The 24,677-nt window shown below is 72.0% G+C and carries 20 protein-coding genes; 8 read left to right on the top strand and 12 right to left on the bottom strand.

Features of this window, described 5'->3' with window-relative positions:
- Positions 1 to 70: 70 nt before the first annotated feature.
- A complete protein-coding gene (locus OG776_RS39090; protein WP_148009763.1) occupies positions 71 to 394 on the bottom strand; it encodes an ANTAR domain-containing protein in 324 nt (107 codons plus the stop codon).
- Positions 395 to 587: 193 nt separating this feature from the next.
- On the bottom strand, positions 588 to 917 hold the full coding sequence (locus tag OG776_RS39085) for a helix-turn-helix transcriptional regulator (protein ID WP_148009737.1): 330 nt from the start codon (positions 915 to 917) through the stop codon (positions 588 to 590).
- Between the two features lie 174 nt (positions 918 to 1,091).
- Between OG776_RS39085 and OG776_RS39080 the strand changes: the two genes are divergently transcribed.
- Positions 1,092 to 1,607 carry an STAS domain-containing protein gene (locus OG776_RS39080; protein ID WP_261994584.1) on the top strand — a complete coding sequence of 172 codons (516 nt, stop codon included), beginning with the start codon at positions 1,092 to 1,094 and terminating at the stop codon, positions 1,605 to 1,607.
- A 255-nt stretch (positions 1,608 to 1,862) separates the two neighbouring features.
- Here OG776_RS39080 and OG776_RS39075 read toward each other — a convergent pair whose 3' ends face one another.
- The 5 genes from OG776_RS39075 to OG776_RS39055 form a co-directional block, all read right to left on the bottom strand.
- Positions 1,863 to 3,590, bottom strand: coding sequence for a thiamine pyrophosphate-dependent enzyme (locus OG776_RS39075; RefSeq protein WP_148009736.1), 1,728 nt, complete (start codon positions 3,588 to 3,590; stop codon positions 1,863 to 1,865).
- An 80-nt stretch (positions 3,591 to 3,670) separates the two neighbouring features.
- A complete protein-coding gene (locus OG776_RS39070; RefSeq protein WP_148009735.1) occupies positions 3,671 to 5,254 on the bottom strand; it encodes an FMN-binding glutamate synthase family protein in 1,584 nt (527 codons plus the stop codon).
- Positions 5,255 to 5,392: 138 nt separating this feature from the next.
- Complete coding sequence (locus tag OG776_RS39065) at positions 5,393 to 5,554, bottom strand: hydrophobic protein (protein WP_148009734.1); 162 nt, start codon at positions 5,552 to 5,554, stop codon at positions 5,393 to 5,395.
- Positions 5,555 to 5,714: 160 nt separating this feature from the next.
- A complete protein-coding gene (locus OG776_RS39060; protein ID WP_148009733.1) occupies positions 5,715 to 6,542 on the bottom strand; it encodes an alpha/beta fold hydrolase in 828 nt (275 codons plus the stop codon).
- 369 nt (positions 6,543 to 6,911) lie between these two features.
- Complete coding sequence (locus OG776_RS39055) at positions 6,912 to 7,877, bottom strand: NAD(P)-dependent oxidoreductase (RefSeq protein ID WP_148009732.1); 966 nt, start codon at positions 7,875 to 7,877, stop codon at positions 6,912 to 6,914.
- Between the two features lie 734 nt (positions 7,878 to 8,611).
- Here OG776_RS39055 and OG776_RS39050 point away from each other — a divergent pair.
- The 5 genes from OG776_RS39050 (at position 8,612) to OG776_RS39030 (ending at position 13,907) form a co-directional block, all read left to right on the top strand.
- A complete protein-coding gene (locus OG776_RS39050) occupies positions 8,612 to 9,784 on the top strand; it encodes an FAD binding domain-containing protein (protein ID WP_148009731.1) in 1,173 nt (390 codons plus the stop codon).
- Positions 9,785 to 9,983: 199 nt separating this feature from the next.
- Complete coding sequence (locus OG776_RS39045; protein WP_148009730.1) at positions 9,984 to 10,490, top strand: SigE family RNA polymerase sigma factor; 507 nt, start codon at positions 9,984 to 9,986, stop codon at positions 10,488 to 10,490.
- 7 nt (positions 10,491 to 10,497) lie between these two features.
- Complete coding sequence (locus OG776_RS39040; RefSeq protein WP_329323437.1) at positions 10,498 to 11,046, top strand: hypothetical protein; 549 nt, start codon at positions 10,498 to 10,500, stop codon at positions 11,044 to 11,046.
- A gap of 192 nt (positions 11,047 to 11,238) precedes the next feature.
- Positions 11,239 to 12,516, top strand: coding sequence for a dolichyl-phosphate beta-glucosyltransferase (locus tag OG776_RS39035; RefSeq protein WP_148014717.1), 1,278 nt, complete (start codon positions 11,239 to 11,241; stop codon positions 12,514 to 12,516).
- On the top strand, positions 12,513 to 13,907 hold the full coding sequence (locus OG776_RS39030; RefSeq protein ID WP_329323436.1) for a hypothetical protein: 1,395 nt from the start codon (positions 12,513 to 12,515) through the stop codon (positions 13,905 to 13,907). Before OG776_RS39035 ends, OG776_RS39030 begins: the two co-directional genes overlap by 4 nt.
- A 192-nt stretch (positions 13,908 to 14,099) precedes the next feature.
- On the opposite strand, the gene OG776_RS39025 is transcribed toward OG776_RS39030, so the two are convergent.
- The 4 genes from OG776_RS39025 to OG776_RS39010 form a co-directional block, all read right to left on the bottom strand.
- On the bottom strand, positions 14,100 to 14,591 hold the full coding sequence (locus OG776_RS39025) for a hypothetical protein (RefSeq protein WP_148009874.1): 492 nt from the start codon (positions 14,589 to 14,591) through the stop codon (positions 14,100 to 14,102).
- Positions 14,592 to 15,198: 607 nt separating this feature from the next.
- Positions 15,199 to 16,869, bottom strand: coding sequence for a sigma-70 family RNA polymerase sigma factor (locus tag OG776_RS39020; protein ID WP_329323435.1), 1,671 nt, complete (start codon positions 16,867 to 16,869; stop codon positions 15,199 to 15,201).
- Between the two features lie 238 nt (positions 16,870 to 17,107).
- A complete protein-coding gene (locus OG776_RS39015) occupies positions 17,108 to 17,905 on the bottom strand; it encodes an SAM-dependent methyltransferase (RefSeq protein WP_148009872.1) in 798 nt (265 codons plus the stop codon).
- Positions 17,906 to 18,080: 175 nt separating this feature from the next.
- Complete coding sequence (locus OG776_RS39010; RefSeq protein WP_148009871.1) at positions 18,081 to 20,558, bottom strand: ATP-binding SpoIIE family protein phosphatase; 2,478 nt, start codon at positions 20,556 to 20,558, stop codon at positions 18,081 to 18,083.
- Between the two features lie 580 nt (positions 20,559 to 21,138).
- On the opposite strand from OG776_RS39010, the gene OG776_RS39005 reads away from it, so the two are divergent.
- Complete coding sequence (locus OG776_RS39005) at positions 21,139 to 22,662, top strand: SpoIIE family protein phosphatase (protein ID WP_148009870.1); 1,524 nt, start codon at positions 21,139 to 21,141, stop codon at positions 22,660 to 22,662.
- A gap of 62 nt (positions 22,663 to 22,724) precedes the next feature.
- Here the strand turns inward: OG776_RS39005 and OG776_RS39000 are convergent, their stop codons facing one another.
- On the bottom strand, positions 22,725 to 23,441 hold the full coding sequence (locus OG776_RS39000; protein ID WP_148009869.1) for a family 16 glycosylhydrolase: 717 nt from the start codon (positions 23,439 to 23,441) through the stop codon (positions 22,725 to 22,727).
- A 522-nt stretch (positions 23,442 to 23,963) separates the two neighbouring features.
- Here OG776_RS39000 and OG776_RS38995 point away from each other — a divergent pair.
- The gene (locus OG776_RS38995; RefSeq protein ID WP_148009877.1) at positions 23,964 to 24,506 is read left to right on the top strand and encodes a DoxX family protein; all 543 of its coding nucleotides are present in this window, start codon (positions 23,964 to 23,966) and stop codon (positions 24,504 to 24,506) included.
- Positions 24,507 to 24,677 lie beyond the last annotated feature (171 nt).

Here is a 24,677-nt window from a genome sequence, read left to right as displayed (position 1 = left end):
ACCGGGTCGCCGCACGCGCGCTCGCTCGGGCCGCGTTCCGCCCTGCACTCCGTACGGAGGGGCGGCGGCTCTACCGCACGTCGCCCGCGGAGCCGTCGAGGCCGAGTTCGCGCTCCAACTGGCTGCGGATCTCGCCGGGCAGTCGACCGGTGCGCGCCCAGTCGACGATCAGTTCGGCCACCTGCCGCAGTTTGACGTTGGTGTTCTGGGAGATGTTCCGCAGCATGTGCCAGCCCTCGTCCGGGGTCAGCCGCCCGACCGCCAGGATGACGCCGATGGCCTGATCGACGACGGCGTGCGACCGCACCGCCTGCTTGAGCTGGAGATTCTCGTCCTCCAGGCGCAGCACCTCGTCCGCCGAGGCCCCGAGGGGCGAGGGCACCTGCCGCGTCATGTCCGCTTCGGACGTCAACGTCGCCTCCGTGGTCCGGGGAGTCCGGCGCTCTTCCGTCTCATCTGATGCCCTCGAATCCGGCGTCGTCACACGGCCGTCGGGATCAGGTCCGTGCCACCGCCCTTCGGTCACCCGGGGAGCGCGGCCCGGCGTCACCGGTCGTCTTCGCGCGCCGGTGTCCGCGGGGACACGGTCACGCCCGCTGGTTGCCCGTGCCGTGTTCGGCGTCGTGCCGGGCCAGGAGGGCCAGCAGGTCGGCCACCGTCGGTCCGGCGTCCGCGGGGTGCCGCAGCCGGGTTCCCTCCTCGATCTGGTACTCGTTCGAACGGCCCTGCCGGGTGTGGGTGAGGTACCCGCCCTCCTCCAGGTCGGAAATGATCTTCTGGACGGCCCGCTCGGTGAGTTGGCAGCGCGCGGCGATGTCGCGGATGCGCGTGGTGCGGTCCTCGGCGATGGCGGCCAGCACGCGCGCATGGTTGGTCAGGAACGTCCAGCCGGTATGGGACTCGGGTACTCCATGCATGGTCCCAGGGTAGACGCACGATTCAGGTATAAGAAAGGGTGAAAAAGTTTTCCTGTATCTCTTGACGGGTGACGCGCGGGGCACGGACCCTTGAGGGGTTCCCGTCCACGGCGCTCCACCGACGCCGTGGGCTTCCGTCCCCGCACACCCGCCGAGCCCTGTCACACGGAAGGGATGACCGTGATGGAGTCCTCACGGCTGTCGGTAACCCGCTCCACCACCGCCGAGGGCATCACCGTGCTGGCCCTGTGCGGCGAGATCGACTTCACGACCGGTACCGAGGTCCAGCGCGCGCTTCTCGGGAGCGACGGCGCGGCGACCGCCCGCACCGTGGTGGAGCTGAGCCAGGTGACCTTCATGGACTCCAGCGGCATCAACGCGCTCATCGGGGCCCACCACGCCGCCACCGCCCGGCGCGGCTGGGTACGGGTGGCGGCCCCCTCCCCCTCGATCCTGCGCGTCCTGCGGATCGTCGGCCTCGACACCGTGATCACCTGCTACCCCACACTCCAGCAGGCGTTGAGCGTCGACACGCGGGACAACCGGACCGCCGCCGGACAGGACCGGACGGAGGACCCTGGCGGCCACCCTGCGGCGGACCCGGGCCGTGACCGGCCGGAGCACTCGGACCATGACCGGCCGCGGGACACTGCCGGTGACGGGCCGGCGGCAGGCCCGGCAGGTGGCTGACAGGCGGCCGTACGGCGCCGTCGCGGGTGAGGTGTGACCGCGCCCCGGCCGGCCCCTCTGCCCAGCCCCTCCCGGGGTGGAACCGGGGCGGGCCGGGGCCGGGAACGCGCCGCGGGACCTGTCCGCGCGGGCCGCGGGCCAGAGGCGCGGGGGCTCGCGGCAGGTGACGAGCGCTGTGCGCCCGGCCGAGTCCGGACCGGCGTCGGCCCCGTGCCCGTGCCGCCCGGAGCAACTCGGGCCCCCGTCAGCCCCCCGTCAGCCTTCGTGGCTCGGGAGGATCTCCTTGACCTTGGCGATGGCGAATCCCCATCCCTGCGACACGGTCGGCTTGCCGGGCACGGCCACCTCCTGCGGGTTGGTGAGGACGTCCAGCAGGACCGGCCCCGGGGTGTCGAAGGCCCGGCGCACGCTCGCGTCGAGATCGGCGGGGTCGGTGACGCGGATGCCGGTGAGCCCGAGCGCGGTGGCCACCGCGGCGAAGTCGGGGTTGTCCAGCTCCGTGCCGAACTCGGGCAGGCCGGCCTGCTCCTGTTCGAGTTTGACCATCCCCAGACGGCGGTTGTCGAAGACGACGAGCTTCACCGGCAGCCGGTAGGTCTTGATGGTCATGAGGTCGCCGAGCAGCATGCTCAGCCCGCCGTCGCCGCAGAAGGCGACGATCTGACGGTCGGGCGCCCAGAGTTGGGCCCCGAGGGCCTGGGGCATGGCGTTGGCCATCGAACCCAGGTTGTACGAGCCGATCAGCCGCCTGCTCCCGCGCATACCGACGAAGCGGGAGAGCCAGACCGTCGCCATTCCGGTGTCGGAGGTGAAGACGGCGTCCTCGGCCGCGTGGGTGTCGACCGCGGCGGCCAGTGCCTCGGGGCGGATCTCGTGGTCGCGGTTGTCCAGGACGGCCCTCAGCCTTCCGGTCCAGCGGTGCTCGTGCCCCGGGTCGGCCAGCCGCCGCTGGCCCTCCTGCCAATGGGCGAACCGCTCCCGCGCGTCGTCCAGGTGACTCCGGTCCGAGACCGTATCCAGCAGCGGGAGCAGGGCTCGCAGCGTCGCGCCCACATCGCCCGTCAGACCGACGTCCACGGGGATCCGACGGCCCAGGTGCTCCTCCCGGGTGTCGATCTGGACGACCTTGCAGCCTTTCGGATACCAGTCCCGGTACGGGAAGTCGGTGCCGAGCATGAGGAGCGCGTCGCCGCTGTCGAGTGCGTGGGCGGCGGCGGGGTTGCCTATCAGGCCGGTCTGGCCCACCTGGAACTCGTTGTCCCCCTCGAATCCCTCCTTCGCCTTGAGCGTGAGGACCATCGGCGCCGCGAGTGTTCCGGCGGTCCGCAGGACCTCGTCCCGGGCGTCGCGGGCTCCGCGGCCCACGAGCAGGGTCACCCGGTCGGCGGCATCGAGGAGTTCGGCGGCCCGTGCGAGGGCGGGGTCGTCGGGCCGGGTGACGGGCCGGTCGAGGGCGAAGCGGGCGGCCCGGTCCTCGCTCGGTTCCTGGTCGCCCAGGTCGCCGGGCACGGTGAGGACGGCCACTCCCCCTTGGCTCACGGCCGCGCGTACGGCCGACTCCAGCATCCGCGGCATCTGGTCCGGGGAGGTGAGGGTGGCCCGGTAGACCGCCACGTCGCGGAAGAGCAGGTCGTTGTCGACCTCCTGGAAGTAGTCGCTGCCGACCTCGGCGAGGGGCACCTGACCGCAGATCGCGAGGACGGGGGTGCGGCTCTTCGCCGCGTCGTAGAGCCCGTTGAGCAGGTGTACGGAGCCGGGCCCCACCGTCCCCATGCAGACCCCGAGGGTCCCGGAGAGCTGGGACTGCGCCCCGGCGGCGAAGGCCGCGGCCTCCTCGTGCCGGCAGCCGATCCAGTCGACGCCGTCGGTGGTGCGGATCGCGTCGGTCAGGGGGTTCAAGGCGTCTCCGACCACGCCGAAGACGTGCTGGACTCCCAGCTCCTGGAGTGCGTCGACGATCACACGGGCGACGGTTCGTGCCACGGGAATACCCTTCGGTTCGGTGCGGCCCCTCGGAACGGGTGCCGGATGGCGGGTGAGGCGGCGAATGCCGGATTCGGCGTTCAGCGGGCGAAGCGGTCCGGATCGGCCGCTTTCCAGTCGGACGCCCAGCCGGAGGGGGCCGACGCGATCAACTCTCCGGGCGTGAGCCAGTCGTGGAGTTCCGCGTAGGAGCGGACGGTGTAGGGGTTCACCCGCTGCAGCAGCATGTGGGGGTGCAGGTCACGGGGTTCGTCGACGCCCATCGAGGCCATGATCTGGAGCGCGCTCCGCACCGTCGCCTCCTGGTAACGCCGTACCCGCTGGGACTTGTCGGGAACGTCGATCGCACGGGCGCGCCGTTCGTCCTGGGTCGCGACTCCGACCGGGCAGGTGTTGGTGTGGCAGCGCTGGGCCTGGATGCATCCGATCGCGAACATCATGGCGCGGGCGGCGTTGGTGTAGTCGGCTCCCTGGAGAAGGCGTTTGACGAGGTCGCTGCCGGTGGCGACCTTGCCGCCGGCGCCGATCCGGATCCGGTCGCGCAGGCCCACGCCCACAAGGGCGTTGTGCACCGTCATCAGCCCCTCGCCCAGCGGCAGGCCCACGTTGTCCGCGAACTCGAGGGGTGCCGCGCCCGTTCCGCCCTCGGCGCCGTCGACGACGATGAAGTCCGGTGTGCTGTCCTCCTCCAGCATCGCCTTGCACACGGCGAGGAACTCCCGGCGCGAGCCGACGCACAGTTTGAACCCGACGGGCTTGCCGCCGGCCAGTTCACGCATCCGGGCCAGGAAGCGGACCAGTTCGCGCGGGGTGGAGTAGACACGGTGGAACGGTGGCGAGATGACGGTCCGTCCCTCCGGGACGCCCCGCACCCGGGCGATCTCGGCGTTCACCTTGGAGCCCGGCAGTACACCGCCGATGCCGGGCTTCGCACCCTGACTGATCTTCAACGACACGCACTTGACATGCTCGTGGGCCGCCTTCTCGGCGAACTGCCGTGCGTCGAAGTCCCCTTCGTCCGTGCGGCAGCCGAAGTAGCCGGTGCCGATCTCCCAGACGAGATCTCCGCCGGACCCGAGGTGGTACTCGGAGAGGCCGCCCTCGCCGGTGTCATGGGCGAACCCGCCAAGTCGCGCACCGGTGTTGAGGGCGCGTACGGCCGGGGCGGAGAGCGAACCGAAGCTCATCGCCGAGACGTTGAGCAGTGCCATGTCGTAGGGCCGGGTGCACTCGGGCCCGCCGATACGGACGCGCGGCACGTCGGTGGGCACCGGCCGGGGAGCCATCGACGGGGTGAGGTATTCACCGCCCGTCCGGTACAGGTCGAGTTCGGTACCGAAGGGCTCCTCGGCGTCGGTGCCCTTGGCGCGCTGGTAGACGATGCTGCGGGTGTCGCGGTCGAAGGGACGGCCGTCGAAGTTGCGCTCGACGAAGTACTGCTGGAGTTCCGGGCGCAGCGCCTCCAGCATGAAGCGGAGATGCCCGAGCAGGGGGTAGTTCCGCAGGACGGAGTGCCGGCGCTGCACCAGGTCGTGGACGGCCACCAGGGTGAACAGGAGCAGGGGGACGGCCGCGGCCCACCACCAGGGCGAGACCAGGGCGGCGACGGCCGTGGCGAGCGTCGCGAGCGAGCCGAGCAGGACGACCAGAAGTATCTTCAGCACCTGATGCGTGTGTCCCGAAGCCGGCACTCCAATCCGGTCGTCCCGCACCACACGTACGTCCCGGCGCACGGCCCCGCGCACACGAGTGGGCCCGAACTCGTCGAGTTCGGGCCCACTCCCGGAACGGGTCGGACGCGGCTACCAGCGATACCAGCGGCCGCTGCCGCCTTTGGGACGGGCGACGAAGCCGACCAGCCACAGGACCAGTACGACGATCGCGACCCACCAGAGAATCTTCAACGCGAATCCCGCGCCGAAGAGAAGCAGGACCAGCAGAAGGACGAGGAGCAGGGGAACCATGTGATCAACCTCCGAAGAACCCTCTGCCCCGACCCCACCCACCGATACATACTATTTTCAGATCTCACCCGTTCGCCGTGGCGGCCTGCCCCGTCCGGCCCATCAACCCCGCACGGTTCTCACCCCCAGGACGCGGCCGGGTGACACACCGACGGGTGACTCAGCCGCGCGCGAACTCCAACAGGTCGGCGTTGAAACGGTCGGCGAAGACGGGGACCATCGCCAGGCCGTGCGGGGCGCCCGGGTACACCTTGAACGTGGCGTCCTTGACGAGCTTCGAGGACTTCTCGCCCGCGGCCACGATGGGCACGATCTGGTCGTCGTCACCGTGCACGATCAGGGTCGGGACGTCGAACCGCTTGAGGTCCTCGGTCAGGTCGGTCTCCGAGAACGCCTTGACGCAGTCGTACGCGCTCTTGATGCCCACCTGCATCGACCACAGCCAGAACGCGTCACGCGTGCCCTGGGAGACCGTCGAGCCCTCCCGGTTGGCGCCGTAGAAGGTCTCACTGAGGTCCCGGTAGAACTGGGAGCGGTCCGTCGCGACACCGGCCCGGATCTCGTCGAACACCTCGATGGGCAGTCCCTCGGGGTTCGCCTCCGTCTTGAGCATCAGCGGCGGGATCGCGCTGAGCAGAACGGCCTTCGCGACCCGTCCGGTCCCATGGCGGCCGATGTACCGTGCCACCTCGCCACCGCCGGTGGAGTGCCCGACGAGGATGACGTCGCGCAGGTCCAGCGCCTCGATCAGCGAGGCCAGGTCGTCGGCGTAGGTGTCGAGGTCGTTGCCCGCCCAGGGCTGCCCCGAACGTCCGCCGCCGCGCCGGTCGTGGGCGATGGCACGGAATCCGTTGTCCGCCACGAAGTTCAGCTGGGGGTCCCACGCGTCGGCGGTCAGCGGCCAGCCGTGGCTGAACACGATCGGCTGACCGGACCCCCAGTCCTTGTAGAAGATCTCGGTTCCGTCTGCGGTCGTGATGAAGGGCACGGCGCGAATCCTTCCCTCGGTCACCGGGAAATCCGTCGTTCGTCACCGGGAATTCCGGTCGGACCCGCGGAGAAAGGCCTCACTCGGGCGGCTGGTTCCGCGACGGAACACGACCGGACGGTGCACGTCGATTCACCCAAGCTACCCGAGAAGCACTCCGTCGGCGCGCCGCGGACACCTCGGTGCCGACCTCGCACACGAGGCGTTTCCCGCGTCCTGCCGAGACGGCCTGCCGCACCTTCTTCGTCGCGCAGGAAAGCCCCCGGCTTCCTGCCGCCCACGCGGCCCGGCTTCCTTCCGCGCGGGAGGCCCGGCTTCGTTCGGCGCGAGGCGGAATCCGCGCGGGGAGGACGCCTCGCACGGCGGGGGTCATTCCCGCGGGGAGAGACCGTCGTCGACGGACACGTCCTCGGCTTCGAGCGTGAGGCCGGAGTTCCTGGCCTGCTCGAGGATCAGGGCGGCGAAGTCCTCGTCGGCATGGCCCGCGCCGACGGCACCCGCGACGAGCTGGGCGGTGGCGGCGGCCAGCGGCATCGGGACCCCCAGCTCACGGCCCGCGGACAGTCCCAGTTCCATGTCCTTGCGCAGCAGCGGCATGGTGAACGTCGGTGTGAAGTCCAGTTTGACCAGCGCGGGCGACTTGTACCGGGTGTACGCCGAGCCCATCACGGAGTCGTTGAGGAATTCCAGGAAGGCGGCACGGCCGACTCCTCCCTTCTCCGCGAGGACGAGGATCTCGGCGAGCGACTGGGTGACGACACCGAGGAAGACGTTGTGCGCGATCTTGACCAGCCTGGCGGCCTCGCCCTCGCCCACGTAGGTCACACCGCGCCCCAGCGGCGCGAGCAACCGCTCGACCCGGCCGAACACTTCGCGCGCACCGGAGACCGCGATCGTCAGGCCCCCCGAGGCGATCACCTTCGGGTTCCCGCTGACCGGGGCGGCCAGGAAGTCCGTTCCGCGCCGGGCCGCCGCCTCCCTGATCCGCGCGGACGTCCCGGTGGACACCGTGGAGCTGTCGATCAGGATCCCCGGTGCGGCGTCCGGCGAGGTCAGCACCCCGCCGGGACCCGTGGCGACCGCCTCCAGATCGGGTGAGGCGGAGACCATGGTGAAGACGACGTCCCGGTCGGCCAGGTCGACCGGCCGGTCCACGACCGTCGCGCCTCGCTCCGTGAGCGGCTCCGCCTTGGCGCGCGTCCGGTTGTGGACGGCCACGTCGTATCCCGCGTCCAGCAGCCGGGCCGCAAGGGGGAAGCCCATCCGGCCGGTACCGATCCAGCCGATACGCGGTGAGTCGCCGATCCGCGATGAGTCCTGGGTGTCGTCCGCCATTGCCCTACCTCGCTCCCGGAAGACTGCTCGGCCGATGAGGTCCTGCCCGGCGGCGCGTCCGGCTCCACGGCACCGTCACGGCATCGGGCGACCGGTCACCCACCGCACCGCCCGGCCGCCACCGAAGGACCGCCGCTCGGCACGGTCCGCAGAGGCGACGGTCCGGAGGGACGACGCTCCGCAGAGGCGACGGTCCGGAGGGACGACGGTCCGGAGAGACGCGGTGGGCGCCTGGGCGCCGCACTCCTCCGGGACCCGGCCCGCGACGGACACGGCTTCCGCCGCCGTGCGGGCCCGTGCGGCGGGTGGGACCGCGCGGCCACTGACGCTCCGCCCGCCGGATCCGAACATTGTGTCCGCGTCCCGTGCCGGACGCATCCCGGCCATCGCCGCCGCCCGGCCCGTGTCGCGGCCTCCCCCGCCGTCCGGGCCGGACGTGCGGGCGCACCGGCCATGTGCCTAAATTTATTGAGCGGACGTACTCGTGCCGCCGCGTCGCGGCACGCCCCGGGACCGCCGCGACGCACGTCTCGCGCACGTCACCACGGAGGCGCGCGTCGCCGGCGAAGGGACTCCCCGGCGGTCCCGTTCCCACTCGACCCGGTGCCCGGGCCGTCGTCCCCGGGGATCCGCCCCTGTCACGCCGGAGCAGCCGCGCGGCCGGGCGTCCCGCGCCGCCCGGCCGCCGGACCAGACATCCGACATCCGCCGCGGCAGAGCAACAGAGGGGTGCCATGTCCGAGCCGCACGACTTCACAGCGCTGGTCATCGGTGGATCGGTGGGCGGTCTGGCGGCCGCGCACGAACTGCGGGCCGTGGGCGCCGAGGTCGCCGTCTACGAACGTTCCGCGGGTGAGACATCGGCACGCGGTGCCGGCATCGTCATGCAGCCGGAGGTCGACGCGCTGCTGAGCCGCCTCGGCAGCGACGCGGCCTCGGTCAGTGTCGAACTGCGTGAGCGCCAGCAACTGGACGCCCAGGGCAAGGCCTCGCGGCACGGGGCGCCGCAGCTCATGACCGCGTGGGACACCCTCTACCGCGCGCTGCGCGAGCCTCTTTCCGGGGTCTGCCACCGCCAGGACAGCACTCTCAGAAGTGTGCGGGTGAGCGGCCACGAGGTCACCGCCGAGTTCGCGGACGGGCACAGCGCGTGCGGCAACTTCCTGGTGGGCGCCGACGGCATCGGATCGGCCACCCGCATGCTGCTCGACTCCGTCACCCGCCCCGAGTACGCCGGTTACGTGGCCTGGCGCGGCCTGGAACCCGAGTCCGCGCTCCCGGACGACCTGCGGGACCTTCTCGACGACCGCTTCACGTTCTTCACGTCGAGCGGGATGCAGATGCTGTGCTACCTGGTGCCGGGAGCCGACGGCGAGCGGGAGAAGGGCGCACGGCGCGTCAACTGGGTCTGGTACGTGAACGTGGCCGAGCCCGATCTCCCGAGGCTGCTCACCGGCCGTCTCGGAACGCACTTCGCGCACTTCGTGCCGCCGGGCGAGCTGCGGTCCGAGACCGTCGAAGAGGTCCGCCACCTGGCCGACGTGTCGCTGCCGCGGCCCCTGGCCGAGCTGGTGCGTCTGTCCGATGTCTTCATGCAGCCCGTGTTCGACCTCGCGCCGGGGCGCATGGTGGCCGACCACGCGGCGCTGATCGGCGACGCGGCGGGTACGGTCAGGCCCCACACCGCGTCGGGTACGTCCAAGGCGTTCGGTGACGCCGCCGGTCTCGCGGCCGCCCTGCGCGGGTGGACTCCGGCCAGGCCGCTGCCTTTCTACGAGCTCGAACACTGGGAGATACGCCGCCTCGACCGCTTCCTCACCCTCTCCGAGGCCGGATTCGATCTGGCGGTCCGGTCGACCCTGGGCGCCGGCCGCGGGACCCGGTTCTTCGCCTCCGACCGACCGTGACCGGCCTCCCGCCGTACATGCCCGCACGGTGCCACACGTGCGGGCATGTACAGACACGTGTGACACCTGTCCGCGCCGCCGGTCGCGCCACACCCCGGCATCCGGTGTGACCGGCATCACGTGACGGGAGTGCATAGCGGGGCGGCCGCCGACGTCTTTCACCAGGTGTACGTAGCTGGCAAGGGCGGGGACGGTGCGGATGCAACAGGCTGGAGCCGAGGGTTTCGACGATTTCGTCGCGGCCCGCTGGTCGGCGTTGATCCACCTCGCACGCCTGCTCAGCGGGGGTGACCGGCACCGAGCCGAGGACCTGCTCCAGGAGTCCCTGGTCAAACTCTGGTTCGTCTGGCCGCGGATCGCCGACGAGGCGCCCGAGGCGTACGTACGCAAGGTCCTCGCCCGGGCCGCCGCCCGCTCCGCCCGCAGACGGTGGTGGGGCGAGCGGCCCGTGGAGCGACTGCCCGACCTGCCGCAGGCGGGGGACGAGTCCGCCACCGTGGTGGAACGGTCGCGCCTGGAGACGGCCCTCGCCCAACTGCCGCCCCGCCAGCGGGCCGCCGTCGTGCTGCGCTACTACCAGGACCTGCCCGAGAAACAGGTCGCGGAGGCCCTCGGATGCCCCCTGGGCACCGCCCGGTCCCACGCCTCACGTGGTGTGGCGCGCCTGCGTCAGATCCTGGCCGTCGTCGTCGAACCGGTGGAGTGAAGGAATCATGGATCACTTCGAGCGGGAGTTGGCGCGGATGATGCGCGACGCCGAGGAGCACACCCCCTTCGACCCGGCACAGCGGAACCGTCTCAGGACCGGGATCCGCGACCGCCGCCGGGTCCGCTCCGCGCAGAAGGCCGTGGGCTCCGTGCTCGCGGTCGCCGGACTCGGCGCCGGACTCTTCCTGTTGCCCCACACCCCGGACAGCGACCGGCCGCAGGCCCCGCTGCCCCTGACCGGCCGCCCGTCGCCGGACGTCACACCGACGCTCTCCCCCACTCCGCCCCAGCCCTCCGGAACCCCTACCGGCTCGGACACGGCCGCGCCGGACGACACCGCCGGCACCTCCGCACCGCCCTCCGCTCCTGCCTCGACGGGCGGGGCGGCCTCGGACGGCTCGGACGGCTCCGGGACCACGACCTCGGCCCCGCCGCCCCGGAGTTCGTCGACCCCGGGCGACAGCAGCGCACCACCACCCCCCACGACGACGCCCGTCGAGTCACCCTCGTCCCCGCCCTCGTCCTCCTCCTCCGGCTCGGCCGACACCGGGTAACCACCACCCGCCCGCCGGTCCGCCCGCTCTCCGTACTCCCCGGCCGAGGCATCCTCCGGCCCGCCCGCCCTGCCCCGGGACCTTCCGTCCCGCCGACCCTTCCTCGCTCGCCCGCGGCCTCACCCCGGAACCACAGCTCCGCCGTGAGTGCCTTCGGGATGCCCTGCGAGGACGTACAGACCTGGACGAACCATGACCCATACCGTGCGGCTCTCCCCGGCGACCCGCCCGACAGGACTGCCCCTGGACGGACTGCCGCTCCGGCTGCCGCTCCCAGCGGACCACCCGGAACCCGTACTGGACGTCGTCGTCCCGGTGTTCAACGAGGAGCGGGACCTGGAGCCGAGCGTGCGACGGCTGCACCGGCACCTGCGCGAGACGTTCCCCTACCCGTTCCGCATCACCGTCGCCGACAACGCCAGCACCGACGCCACGCCCCGGATCGCGGCCCGGCTGGCCGCCGACCTGCCGGAGGCCGAGTGGATACGGCTGACCGAGAAGGGCCGCGGACGGGCTCTGCGTGCCGCCTGGTCGCGGTCACGAGCCCCGGTCCTGGCCTACCTGGACGTGGACCTGTCCACCGAACTGACGGCCCTGCTCCCGCTGGTGGCCCCACTGATCTCCGGCCACTCCGACCTGGCCATCGGGACCCGGCTGGCCCGGGGCTCCCGGGTGGTGCGCGGTCCCAAGCGGGAGATCATCTCCCGTTGCTACAACGCCCTGTTGCGGTCCACCCTCGCCGTCGGGTTCTCCGACGCCCAGTGCGGTTTCAAGGCGGTCCGGCGCGATGTCGCCGAACGGCTGCTCCCCCTGGTGGAGGACTCGGGCTGGTTCTTCGACACGGAGATGCTCGTCATCGCCGAGCGAGCGGGCCTGCGGATCCACGAGGTGCCCGTCGACTGGGTGGACGACCCCGACAGCCGGGTCGACCTGATCCCCACGGCCGTGGCGGACCTGCGCGGGATCGCCAGGATCGGCGGGGCACTGGCCCGTGGCGCGCTCCCGACCGCTGATCTGCGGCGCGCCGACGCGGGCCCCGCTCCGGGCTCACCCGTGGGCCGCTCCCCACGCCTCGGCGCGGTCGGCCTGCTGACCACGGTCGGGTACGTCCTGCTCTACGTGTCCCTGCGCACGGTGACGGGTCCGCAGGAGGCCAACGCGTGGGCGCTCCTGTGCTGTGCCGTCGCCCACCCGGCCGCGCACCGGCGGCTCGCCCTCGGACGGGGCGGACGCGGCGGCGCGCCGCGCCGGCGGCCCGGAGGGCTCCTCGCCCTCGGTGCCGGTCTGGCCCTCACCGGTGGCGCGCTCGCCGCACTGCACCGCTGGGTCCCCCATCCCGGACGGCCGGGGGAGGTCGCCGTGCTCGCCGTCGCCGACCTCGCCACGACACTGCTGTGCCCCCTGCTCCTCCGGGCCGGGGTGTTCACCAGCGCCTCCACCGCCGACGCACGGGGAGGCGAGGCCCGATGAACCACCCGCGGTCCGCGCCCCCGCCGGCGTACGAGGACGCCAGGACGCGCGTCTACGGCGGTCGGCTCGCCACCGAGCCGCCGTACGCCACCGCCCCCGCGGTCCTCCCCTCCCCCACCGTCCCCACCGTCCCCGCCGTGCCGACACGCCGGGCCCGGCTGCGCCGCGCCGTGTCGCGCCACGCTCCGGTGCTCGCGCTGTACGGATCGCTGAAGCTCGTGGGCTTCTGCGTCTTCATGTACCTGCTCGACTCCGCCGGGGACTTCCGCCGCAAGGACCACCGCTTCGGCGGCGGCGCCCATGTCTGGGACGTCCTGGCCACCTGGGACGGCTGGTGGTACCAGCAGATCGCCGCGCACGGCTACCACCCCGCGCTCGTACCGGTGCCCGGCGCCACCGGCCTCATCACCCTGGAGGGCAACGCGGCGGCGTTCTTCCCGCTGTACCCGGCTCTGATGCGCCTGGTCTCCTCATGCACCGGCCTGGGTCTGCTGGGTGCGGGTCTGCTGGTCTCGGTCGTGGCCTCCTTCGCCGCCGCCCTGGCGATCCACGCCGTCACGGCGCGGATCGGCGGCCGACGGGCCGGACTCGCCGCGGCCGGGCTGTGGGCCGTGTGGCCCGGCTCCGGCCTGGAGTGGTCGGGCTATTCGGAGTCGCTCTACGTCGCCCTCGCGGCCTGGGCCTGTTACGCCGTCATGCGGCAGCGCTGGCTCACCGCCGGACTGCTGACCTGCGTCGCGGGACTCGCCCGCCCGACGGCCACCGCGCTGATCGCGGCGCTCGCCGTCGCCGCGCTGCTGCACGTGCTCCGACGACGGCGGCAGTTGCGGCGCTGGGGCGACGTCCCCGGCCCGGACGGGCAGGAACGCCGGGGCATGCTCCTGCGTCCCCTGGCCGCCGTGGCGATCGCCCCGCTCGGACTGGTCGGCTACCTCGGCTGGGTGGGATACCGGATGGGCGACTGGGGCGGGTACTTCAAGCTCCAGGAGGGCGCCTGGGCCCACACGTTCGACTACGGCGCGCAGACCCTCGACGTGTTCACCTCCCTCCCGGTCGGCCACTTCGACTACCTCTCCGCCTTCCCCTACGAGGACGTCATCGGGGCCGGCACGGTCCTGCTGGCGCTGATCGTCCTCCCCCTGCTGTTCCGGCTCCGACCCCCGCCGGTCCTCGTCGTCCACACCCTCCTGACGATCGTCCTCGTGCTGGGAAGCCAGCAGATCTTCGGCAACGTCTCGCGGTACCTGCTCCCCGCCTTCCCCCTGTTCATCCCGTGCGCGGTCGGGATGCGCCGGCTCAGTACGCCGGTGCTGTGCGCCGTCCTCGGGATCGCCGCGCTCGCCTCCGGCTCGTACGCGGGGTACGTCCTGTTCGAACTAGGCGTTCCGTAGCGGCGTCGCGGGGACGCAGACCCGGGCCCGAACCTGCCGGAGCCCTTGACGCGCCGGACTCGATGTTCGTTTCTCCCCGTGCTGGGCAGGGTCGTGGGCAAGAACAGGGCGGCACCACATGCCGGAGAACCCGGCCCGATTGCAGCGGGCCGGGTTCTCCATGCGGTGCGGTTGGTGCGGTGACGCCTCCAACTACCAGCGGTGGTGGTCCTCGACGACGCGGAAGCTGCCCACGACGCCGTTCTTGACCTTCACACCACCGTGGACCCGGAACGGCATGACACCGTTGCTGGTGCTCCACGGGCCGACCGTGGCAACGGGGGAACCGTTGTCGCAGGTCGCGCCGCGGAAGACCTCGACGGTCCGGCGGCTGTCGTTGCGGACGTTGAAGCTGCGCGAACCGAGACCGCTCACCACGGTGATGCAGCCCCAGCTCTGGGCGGAGTAGGTACGCTCGTTGAAGTCGATGTGGCCCTCGTAGTGGCCACGGCCACCACGGTCGCCGCCGCCGCCACCTCCTTCGTTGCCCTTCGACTGCCCGCTGTCGCCACCCATGGGAGCAACCTGCTTGACGACGGGGGCGGCCTCAGGAGCCGCGGCGGCCGAGGCGTAGGTGACGCCCGTGGCGACGAGGGCCGTAGCAGCCGCAGCAGCGGCCGTCACGGCAATGTTGCGCGTGGTCATGTCACTTTCCCAATCTCTGAGACGTCGGCCAAGCAGCCGATCTATGAGAGAACGTACCGATAATCGCTTTATCTGCCATATCGGACACGCGGGAGTTTCTCGACACCACCCGAATGGACGCAGGTGGCCCACCACCGCCGTCGCACGCCGATCTGACGCCCCCGCAAAGGCGCCTCGGACACGCGAATCTGACGCACCGGCGGCGACGCGCGGAGGAGACGGCACCCACGGCGGCCGGACCGGACCCGCCCGGCCGCCGACACCGGCCCCCGGGCGGGCCGGTACGGGACGGGGTCGGAGCCCGGGACCCGCGGGAAGCCCGGCCGGCCGTGACACGGATCAGCACCCAGCCCCGTCCGGCGTTGTGCGCATCACGGGCCCGGGCACCTCAACTCGGTTCACCAGCAGCGGAATCGAGCACCGACAGGTCGGCCCCGGACACCGTACGGTGGAGCCGATCCGGCCCAACTCACCACGGGCGCGGTGCTCGTCGTCCGGCGTACGGGGGACCCGCGCGGTCAGGGCCGGGTTGTCGGCACCGCCCACGCGATACGCGGGACACCGGGGCGCGTGAGCCCAACACGTTCCCCCGTGCGGACGCGACTCCTCACAGCTTCGCGCCGAAGTCCTGTGTCCACCAAGGGCCGCCGGAGCCCTTGTGAACGCCCACCCCGATGTTCTTGAACGAGCAGTTGAGGATGTTGGCGCGGTGACCGGGACTGTTCATCCAGGACTCCATCACCGCCTGCGGCGTCTGCTGCCCCTCCGCGATGTTCTCGCCGTACGTGGACCAGCGGTAGCCCGCGGCGGTGATGCGCTGCCCGGGGTCGGCACCGTCCGGGTTGGTGTGCTCGAAGAAGTTACGGGCGGCCATGTCGTCGGAGTGCGCCTGCGCGGCCTTCTCCAGCTGGGCGTCCTCGGTGAGCGGGCCGCACCCGGCCGCCGCGCGCTCCTTGTTCACCAGCGCGACCACCTGCTCGACGGTGGTCGTCGGCGCCGCGGCCGACTCCGATGCGCGGGCCGGGGCCTTCGCCGACGCGGTGGAGCTCCGGGGTGTCGGCACACTCTTCTTCGTGGCGGCCGGGGTTCTGGAAGGGCTCGCCTTCCTCGACGGCGACACCGATGCGGAGGGCAGCCCGGACGGCGAGGCCGACGGGGTGGACGAGGGCGTGGACGCGGAGGCGCTGGACTCCGACAGACCGACGACGTGGTCGTCGGTGGTCCGCGCGGCGTTGCCCCCTCCGCCACCGGACCCGGAGTCCGTACCGAAGTACCAGATACCGCCGCCCGCGACACAGGCCGCCACGACGGCGCCGCCCACCGCCCGGCGACGCCGGACGCGCCGGCGCCGTCGGGCCTCGCCGCGGGAGGTGCCCGTACGGCCGGCGGCACGGTGGCGTGCCCTCGTACCCGCTCCGCCGGAGGCACCGGAGCCGTCGGAGGTGCCGGGCGCCGACGACGCGGAGCCGGCTGGAGCCATGCCGCCGTGGGCGGAGCGCACCCGCTCCAGCAGGGCGGGGGACGCCGACACGAGGGCCAGCCCGGCCAGCAGTCCCTCCGCGGGCATCAGTCCACTCCACAGGCCGGAGCAGCGGGCGCACTCCCGGGCGTGCCTCGCTATGCGCTTGCGCCACAGCGCGGAGGGCCGGGCGTCCCACGAGGCGAGGACACCGCGCAGTTCCCCGCACGGCGGCCGCGCGTCGAGCGCCCGCACGACGACACGCGCCGCCTCCAGTTGTGCCTTCATCCGCTGGACCCGGACCGCCGCGTGCTGGGGTGAGACCTCCAGGGCGGCGGCGACCTCGGCCCGGGTCAGCTCACCGGCGCACTCCAGCCACCACAGCGACAGCAGCCCGCGGTCGTCCGGCTCCAGCCACCGGGTGGCACGCGCGGTCTCCTGGCGCTGACCGGACAACTGCAGCTGCACCAGGGTCAGGTCCACGAAGTCGGCGCCGGGATCGGCGAAGTCCCTGGGATCCTCCGGCGTTCCCGTGGTGACCTGCCGGTCCTGTCGGTGTGCCCGCACCTGGTTCATCGCGATCGCCACGAGCCACGAGCGGAAACTCTCCGGCGAACGCAGACTCCCCAGCCCGTCCAGGGCGCGGAGCATGGTCTCCTGCACCACGTCGTCGACGTCGACGGAACCGTTCAGGGCCCGGCCCACGATGTTGTAGACGAGGGGGAGGCAGGAACCGACCAGGGCGTCCTGAGCCCGCGGGTCGCCGCTTCGGGCGGCGGTCACCAGTGCCGCCTCGTCCACCGTGTTCCGTGTGCTCATCAAACGCTTCCCTGTCCTCGACGCCGAACGATGCTGTCCGATACCTGGGAGACCGCTCGGTGCGCCTCGGATAACAGTTCTTCGGAGAATCGTTCCGGGAGAGACTCACCGCTGCGCCGACGAAGCGCAATGGAGGACGTCACATCGGGGAGGGGCAGAAAACGCGCGTGCCGAGCCCGACCGGGTCAGGCTCGACACTTGGGTGTACAGCGTGAAGAGGTGGGAGGAAAGCGGCGATTCAGGCGTTCTTGCGTCCCACCCCGCCGTAGAAGCCGATCTCTTCGGACCTCTCCGGCGGCGGGCCGTCCGGGCGCCAGAACGGCACCTGGGCGAGGCCGGGCTCGACCAGTTCGAAGCCGTCGAAGAGCCGCTCGACCTCGGCACGGTCCCGCAGGTTCAGCGTGGCGCTCGCCTTGTTGTAGACCGCCTGCGCGTCCCTGCGGTCGGCGAAGTCGCCCGTGGCGTGGGAGAGCACCAGGAAACTGCCCTCGGGAAGCGCGTCGCGCAGCGTGGCGACGACCCGCCCGGGCTCGTCCGCGTCGGTGAGGAAATGGACGACCGCGGCGAGGAGGAGGGCGACGGGCTCGTCGAAGTCGATGACGCGGCGCACGTCGGGATGGGCCACGAGCGCCGCCGGATCGCGCAGGTCGGCGAGGACGACTCCGGTCGGGGCGGAGCGGCTGACCAGCGCGCCGGCGTGGGCGTTCACGATCGGGTCGTTGTCGACGTAGGCGATGCGCACGTCGGGCGCCACCGCCTCGGCCGTCTCGTGCACGTTCGGCGCGGTCGGCAGTCCGGTGCCGATGTCGAGGATCTGACGGACACCGCTGCCCACGACGTACCGGACCGCGCGTTGCAGGAACGCGCGGTTGGCCCGCAGACCGATGCGTGCCTCGGGGGCCGCGGCGGCGAGTTCGTCACCGGCCCGCTGGTCAGCCTCGTAGTGGTCCTTGCCGCCGAGCAGGTAGTCGTAGATCCGCGCAGGATGCGGCCTGCTGGTGTCGATCTCCTCGGAACGGATTCCGTACTGCGTCACACCGCGCTCCTCTCGACGGCCGTCCCGGCACCCCGCACACGAACGGCAGAGGACAGCCTGTCACATCAACTGGTGTGCGCATGAATTCAGTTCGCCCTGGTGGTCGAGGGTGGGAGGACCGCGGTGGGCCACCGTCCCGCGTACCGGTGAGCGCGTGGCTGCCGGCGCCGGCCGATCAGTACGTCCGGGGCGCGTCCGCGGACGGGAGGTTCTGTTCGGTCCAGATGGTCTTGCCGGCCGGCGAATAACGGGTGCCCCACCGCTGGACCATGTGCGCGACGATGAACAGGCCGCGCCCGCCCTCGTCCTCGCTGGTCGCCCGCCGGAGGTGGGGGGTGGTGTGCCCGGCGTCCGACACCTCGCACAGCAGGCTGCGGTCGCGGATCAGTCTGAGCTGGATCGGACCGGACGCGTAGTGGATCGCGTTGGTGACCAGTTCGCTGACGACCAGTTCGGTGGTGAAGGAGAGATCGGCCAGTCCCCAGCTGTCCAGTTGCCGACTGGCCAGGCCGCGGGCGCGCGCGACCGCCGCGGGGTCGAGGGGCAGCTCCCACACGGCCACCTCGCACGTGTCCAGTACATGGGTGCGGACCAGCAGCAGGGCGGCGTCGTCGGCCGCCGGGCCCTCGGGGAGGAGTTCGGCGATGACCTGGTCGCACAGCTCCTCGAGCGGCTTCTCGTGGTCGGACAGCACACGGCCGAGCCGTTCGAGTCCGAGCTCCATGTCATGGTCCCTGCCCATGACCAGACCGTCGGTGAACAGGGCCATGAGGCTGCCCGGGGGCAGTTCGAGTTCCGCGCTCTCGAAGGGGAGACCGCCGAGGCCCAGCGGCGGTCCGGAGGGGAGTTCGGGGTAGGTGAGGGTGCCGTCGGGCGCGACGACCGCCGGCGGCGGGTGTCCCGCCCGGGCGACGGAGCACCGGCCGGTGACCGGGTCGTACACGGCGTAGAGGCAGGTCACGCCGAGCGCCGGATCGTCGTCCGGTCCCGGTTCGGTGGGACGGCCGCTCACCCGACGTGCCAGCGTCTGCTCCTCGGAGGTCTGCTCGGCCAGGTCGTCGAGGCGGGTGAGCAGTTCGTCGGGGGTGTAGTCCAGCCGTGCCAGCGCGCGGACGCTGGTGCGCAGGCGCCCCATCGTGGCGGCGGCGCGCAGCCCGTGGCCCACGACGTCGCCGACGACCAGTCCGACCCGCGCCCCGGAGAGCGGTACGACGTCGAACCAGTCGCCGCCGACTCCGGCCAGATGGGCGGGCAGGTAGCGGTGGGCCACCTCGACGGCCGTCTGCGGTGGGATGTTCCGGGGCAGCAGGTCGCGCTGGAGCGCGAGGGCGGCCTCGCGCTCGCGTGTGTAGCGGCGTGCGTTGTCGATGCAGACGGCGGTGCGGGCGGCCAGTTCCTCCGCGAGCGACAGGTCGTCGGTGTCGAAGCGGGCGCAGGCGGGACCGCGCAGGTACGTGATGAGGCCGAGGGTCGTGCCGCGGGCGCGGAGAGGGACGGCCAGGACGGAGTGGGCCCACGGTTCGGCGTCGGGCAGGGGGACCTCCTCGTCCGGCCCGGACTCCTCCAGGACGCGCAGCCCGGAGGAGAGACTGCGGGCCTGGGGCGACTCCTCGGCGTAGGTGATCCGGCGCTCGGCCGGGGGTGTTTCCGGGGCGCCCTCCTCGGAAACACCCCCGGCCGAGCGCCGGGCCATGCGCAGCAGCGGCTCCGGGCGCGTCTGTCCGGGGCCGGGTTCCTCGCCTTCCGTGACGCCTTCCACGAGGTCCACCACGACGGCGTCGGCGAACCCGGGGACGGAGACCTCGGTGCACTCCGTGACCGTGCGCGCCACGTCGAGGGTGGTGCCGATGTGGGATCCGGCCCGTACGAGGAGCGCCAGCCGTCGCTGCGCGAGATAGCGGTCGGTCACGTCGAAGGCGTCCTCGCACACGCCCAGCGTCTGGCCGCGGGCGTCCTGCAGCCGGTAGTAGGAGCAGGACCAGACGTGGTCCTGCTCGCGGTCGGCCGGGGGGCGGCCCCGGTAGCGCAGGTCGACGACGGGCTCGCCGGTGGCGAGCACGTCGCGCATGACCTGTTCCAGCGTCGACGGCGCCCCCTCGGTCAGCACCTCGCCCCCCGGGTACAGGTCTTGCGACAGGGTTCCGACGACGTCCTCGACGGGTTCGGCGAACTCCCGGCCCGACGCGGTGTTGGCCCACGCCAGCCGGAGTTCGGTGTCGTAGATGGTCAGGCTGATGGGCGACTGGGTGGCCAGGCCGCGCAGCATCGCCTGGCCCGCCTCCCAGTCGTGGACCTCCTCCAGCTCCGCCGCGACCACGACCCAGGCCGGTCCCTCGTCCCCGTGGGACAGGCGGGACATCATCGTCGCCGAGCGCACGATGTGGCCGTCCCGGTGTTTCAGGTCGACGGCGTTGCTGCGCACGTTGGGGGCGTCGCGCCACTCGGCCAGGCCGGGCTGCCAGGAGCGCCCGCCCGCGAACAGCACGTCCACGGAGTGCCCGACGATCTCGTCCGACCGGTAGCCGAGCATCCCCTCGGCCGCCGGACTCCATCCGACGACCCAGCCCCGGGCGTCCAGGACCGCCGTGGCGGCCCGCGTGACGTCGAGGGGACCACGGAAGTAGACACTGTCCTTCGCGTTCCAGACATTCATGGCACCACCCCAACCCGTGGCGATGTCTACAGCATCTGTCGGCTGCCCGGGGTGTACAACCGCGGGCACACAGCGACCGGCGTCCTCCACCGCCGCCGCGCGCCGGTCCACGGGTGCACCGGACCCCGCCCCGTCGGGTGACCACGCCGTTGCGGTCCGTGGTCCAGCCGCCGCCGAACACGCGCTTTCCCGCCCCTGCCATGGCGGGCGGTCCCGGCGGTCCGGCCGCGGAAACCCGCCGGACCGGCCGTGACACCCGCGGCGGCCGCATGGGCCTTCCGGGTGGCCCCGGCCGGACGCGCCGCCGCGTGGATGGCGAAGACACCGGTCGGGCCCGGACAGGCCCGGCCGCTCCGCCCGGCCCCGACCGGGCCCCGCGCCGACGGGAGCACGCGTATTTTGGTCGGTATCCACTCGAACCCGTCACGATGCCCCTGTTCCCGGGTTTGCGCCGGTATAGCTGCGGGACTCGGCATGGAGGGAGAGGATGAGGAGAAGTATGACGCCCGCCGCCGAGCCATGGGGTGCGTCGGCGTCCGGAAGCCACCCGATGTTCCGCATGCGGTGAGGAGGGATGGGGATGGGTGCAGCCGAGTCGTTGGAGCGCGACTACGACGCCTCGGACATCGCCCCGACCGCGTCCGGTGGTCTCCTCGACCTGCTGAGCGTGGCCGCCGTCCTCCTCGACGACCAGGGAAAGATCGTCCTGTGGAGTCCGCAGGGCGAGGACCTCTTCGGGTACAGCGCCGACGAGGCGCTCGGTGAGTTCGCCGGCCGCCTGCTGATCCACGACGAGAACCGGGACCTCGTCCTCACCCTGTTCGCGCAGGTCATGGAGGGCGGCGGCAGCTGGGCCGGGGTCTTCCCCATCCGGCACAAGGATGGCAGCACACGACGGGTGGAGTTCCGCAACATGCGGCTCCAGGACGAGCAGGGGGACCACTACGCCCTGGGGCTCGCCGCGGACCAGGCCACGTTGCGGCAGGTCGAACGCGATCTTGCACTGGCGGCCCGGCTCGTCTCCCAGTCACCCATCGGTCTCGGCGTACTGGACACCGATCTGCGCTACGTCTCGGTCAACGCGGCCGAGGAACGGATGAGCGGCGTCCCCGCCGCCGATCACCTGGGCCGGCACGTGCACGAGGTGCTTCCGCACCTGGACGAGTCCTTCGAGACGACCATCCACGAGGTGCTGTCCACCGGCACGCCCGTCCTGGACCAGTACACCTCCGGGCGCACCCCCGCCGACCCGGACAACGAACACGCCTGGTCGATCTCGTTCCACCGTCTCGAAGCGCCCAACGGGAAGGCGCTGGGCGTGGTGACCTCCAGCGTGGACGTCACCGAGCGTTACCGCGCCTTCGAGGAGCAGCGGCGCACCGTCCTCGCCCTTCAACGCAGTCTCCTCCCCCACCCTCCGCCGCAGCGGCCCGGCCTTGCCGTCGCCTCCCGGTACCAGCCGGCCAGGGCGGCCAGCGGGATCGGCGGTGACTGGTTCGACGTCATCGCGCTCGGCGGCGACAAGACCGCTCTGGTCGTCGGGGACGTCATGGGCAGCGGAGTCGGCGCCGCCGCCACCATGGGGCAGCTCCGTACCGCCACCCGCACCCTGGCCGGCCTCGACCTCGACCCCGCGCAGGTCCTCCAGCACCTCGACCGCATCACCGAGGACCTGGAGCAGGACATCATCGCCACGTGCGTGTACGCCGTGTACGACCCGCACAGCACGCGGTGCCTCATCTCGCTGGCCGGCCATCTGCCGCCCGCCCTCCTGCGCCTGGACGGGAAACGCGAACTGCTCGACCTGCCCACCGGAACCCCGCTGGGCGTGGGCAACGGCGACTTCCACACCAGCGTGCTCACTCTGGGCCGTGGGGATCAACTCGTCCTGTACACCGACGGCCTGGTCGAGAAGCGCGGTCTTCCCATCGACACGTGCATGGACGATCTGGTCACTCTCCTCGACGATCCGCACCGCTCCCTGGACGAGACCTGCGAAGTGCTCCTGCACTCCCTGCGGGATCCCGGCGGCCACGACGACGTGGCCCTGCTCGTCGTCCGGGCTCTGCGGGCCTGCGCCTCCGAACGGCCGCCACTGTCCTGACCGCTCCCGTCGCCGCCGGACCCGTCCGGCGCGCCGACGGCGGACCCCTTCGGGCCGCCCCTTCAGTGCGTGGCCGCCCCCGTGCGTCGCACCACCAAGCTCTCCACCTGGTACGACATCGCGGTGGTCGCACGGGTGGGCGCGGGGTGGTAACGCCCGGCGCACACCGAGAGGTTGACGATGAGGTAGGCGTGCCAGGCACGCCCCACCCCCCGCCGGTCGGCGAACACCTGGGTGTCGTTGACCCACCACACCACGGAACGTACGCCGAACTCCACGCGCAGATCGATCCACGCGCCCGGGCTCACCGCCTCGTCCGTGTAGTAATGGCCGCTGCCGCGCACGTGGTTGGAGAACTCCAGCAGATCCGCGTTGTCGGGGTGGTACTCGAAGACGTCGATCTCCTGGCCGCCGTCCCGCCAGGTCCAGATCGCCGGCCAGGCCCCGATCTCGTGGGGCAACCGCACCCGCGCGTCCAGTACGTCGCCGACGCGGACGGCGAAGCCCTCCTCACTGCCCTCGGTCGTCAGCAGTCCCGTGTTCCACCTGCCGTCCCGTCTTCGGGTGGCCCGGAAAACGCCGGTACGGCTGTACGTACCGTCCTCGACCAGGTAGTCGAGCTTGTCGTCGCCCGGATTGACCGGACCGCCGTCGGGATAGGCCCAGGAGCGGCCGGCGACCCACTGGCGGGTGGAGGCGAAGTCCGCCGTGAAGACCACATCGGTCGCGGGCGGGTTTCCGGAGACGGGGAGCGGTTCGTCGGAGACCGGTTCGTGCATGTCCTCGTTCTCTCCGGCAGGAACCGCCGCCATGCCCGCACGCGCCCTCACCGCCGCGCAAACCACACGCCCGGGTGAGATGCCCTCCACCGCGTCGACGGAGCCCCGGCCTCACCGCACATGGCGCCGCCCGAGGCGTCCCGTCCTACCCATCTTCCATCCCGCCTTCCGTCCCGCATGGCCGTGCCGCTGCGCGACCGGGCATCACTGTCCGGGACCGTTCGGGGACCGGTCCGGAACCGGATGCGCCGTTGCCCACCGGCCGACCGACCGTGTGAGGCGGAGTGGAGTAAGGATGGAAGCACAGAGCCATGGGCGCACGACGAACACACCAGGCGGCGCGCCCCGGACGGACGCCGGACATGGTGACCGTGCGTGGCCCGTGCGTGGCCGTGGCGCGGACTTCCCCGTACGCCGTTCCCATGGCGTCACGACGACCGGACAACGAGCTCCGCCGGCCCCTCGAAGGTCAGCCGCCTCCCGCCGCGGACCGCGGAGCGGAGAAGAGTCCCCGTGAACTCCATACCCCGGCGCCTACGCGCTTCTCCCGATCCCGCGGCCGACGCTCCGGCACGGAGAGCCGTCTCGGCGGGCGACTGCGGCCTGTTGCTGATCAGGCTCACGTTCGGCCTGTTGCTGGCGGGGCACGGCGCCCAGAAACTCTTCGGGATCTTCGGTGGTGACGGACTGAACGCGACGGCGAAGGCGCTCGACTCACTCGACTACCGGCCGGGCAAGGTCTACGCCGTGATCGGTGGCGGCTCCGAACTCCTCGGCGGCCTCGGCTTCGCAATGGGTCTGTTCACCCCCCTCGCCGCCGGGGCCATGATCGGCGTGATGATCAACGCCATGGTGACCGTCACCGCCGCCCACGGGGTGTGGGTGACCGAGGGCGGTCTGGAATACAACGTGAGCATCGCGGTCGTGGCGCTCGGCGTCGCCGCCACCGGCCCGGGCAGGCTGGCTCTGGACCGCCCGTTCCGCTGGGGCCGTGGTGGCTGGCCCGAAGCCGTGGTCGCCCTGCTCCTCGGAGGCGTCGGCGCCGCCGTCGTGCTGCTGCTGTAGCGGCCGGGACCGACCGTCGCGCCACCGGCACGGCCACCCACAGGGCCGCGAGACATGCCCCGACGAAGTCCGTGAAAGGGCCACGGAGAGGCCATGCACAGGGCCGGGAGAAAGCGGGTACGGCCCGGTGCCCCGGGCAAAGGTGCCCGGGGCGCCCATCGTCGCGGCGGC

Origin of the sequence: Streptomyces sp. NBC_01689, from assembly GCF_036250675.1 — a bacterium.
Lineage (GTDB): Bacteria > Actinomycetota > Actinomycetes > Streptomycetales > Streptomycetaceae > Streptomyces.
The sequence above is the reverse complement of the archived record's forward strand: the minus strand, read 5'-3'. Positions and strand labels throughout refer to the sequence as shown.

Coding starts and splice junctions, on each gene's coding strand:
- OG776_RS39035 (WP_148014717.1), top strand. CDS start 11,239: ATGACCCATACCGTGCGGCTCTCCCCGGCGACCCGCCCGACAGGACTG.
- OG776_RS39040 (WP_329323437.1), top strand. CDS start 10,498: ATGGATCACTTCGAGCGGGAGTTGGCGCGGATGATGCGCGACGCCGAG.
- OG776_RS39005 (WP_148009870.1), top strand. CDS start 21,139: ATGGGTGCAGCCGAGTCGTTGGAGCGCGACTACGACGCCTCGGACATC.
- OG776_RS39085 (WP_148009737.1), bottom strand. CDS start 917: ATGCATGGAGTACCCGAGTCCCATACCGGCTGGACGTTCCTGACCAAC.
- OG776_RS39045 (WP_148009730.1), top strand. CDS start 9,984: ATGCAACAGGCTGGAGCCGAGGGTTTCGACGATTTCGTCGCGGCCCGC.
- OG776_RS39080 (WP_261994584.1), top strand. CDS start 1,092: ATGACCGTGATGGAGTCCTCACGGCTGTCGGTAACCCGCTCCACCACC.
- OG776_RS39055 (WP_148009732.1), bottom strand. CDS start 7,877: ATGGCGGACGACACCCAGGACTCATCGCGGATCGGCGACTCACCGCGT.
- OG776_RS39090 (WP_148009763.1), bottom strand. CDS start 394: ATGACGCGGCAGGTGCCCTCGCCCCTCGGGGCCTCGGCGGACGAGGTG.
- OG776_RS39000 (WP_148009869.1), bottom strand. CDS start 23,441: ATGCACGAACCGGTCTCCGACGAACCGCTCCCCGTCTCCGGAAACCCG.
- OG776_RS39030 (WP_329323436.1), top strand. CDS start 12,513: ATGAACCACCCGCGGTCCGCGCCCCCGCCGGCGTACGAGGACGCCAGG.
- OG776_RS39025 (WP_148009874.1), bottom strand. CDS start 14,591: ATGACCACGCGCAACATTGCCGTGACGGCCGCTGCTGCGGCTGCTACG.
- OG776_RS39050 (WP_148009731.1), top strand. CDS start 8,612: ATGTCCGAGCCGCACGACTTCACAGCGCTGGTCATCGGTGGATCGGTG.
- OG776_RS39010 (WP_148009871.1), bottom strand. CDS start 20,558: ATGAATGTCTGGAACGCGAAGGACAGTGTCTACTTCCGTGGTCCCCTC.
- OG776_RS39020 (WP_329323435.1), bottom strand. CDS start 16,869: ATGAGCACACGGAACACGGTGGACGAGGCGGCACTGGTGACCGCCGCC.
- OG776_RS39065 (WP_148009734.1), bottom strand. CDS start 5,554: ATGGTTCCCCTGCTCCTCGTCCTTCTGCTGGTCCTGCTTCTCTTCGGC.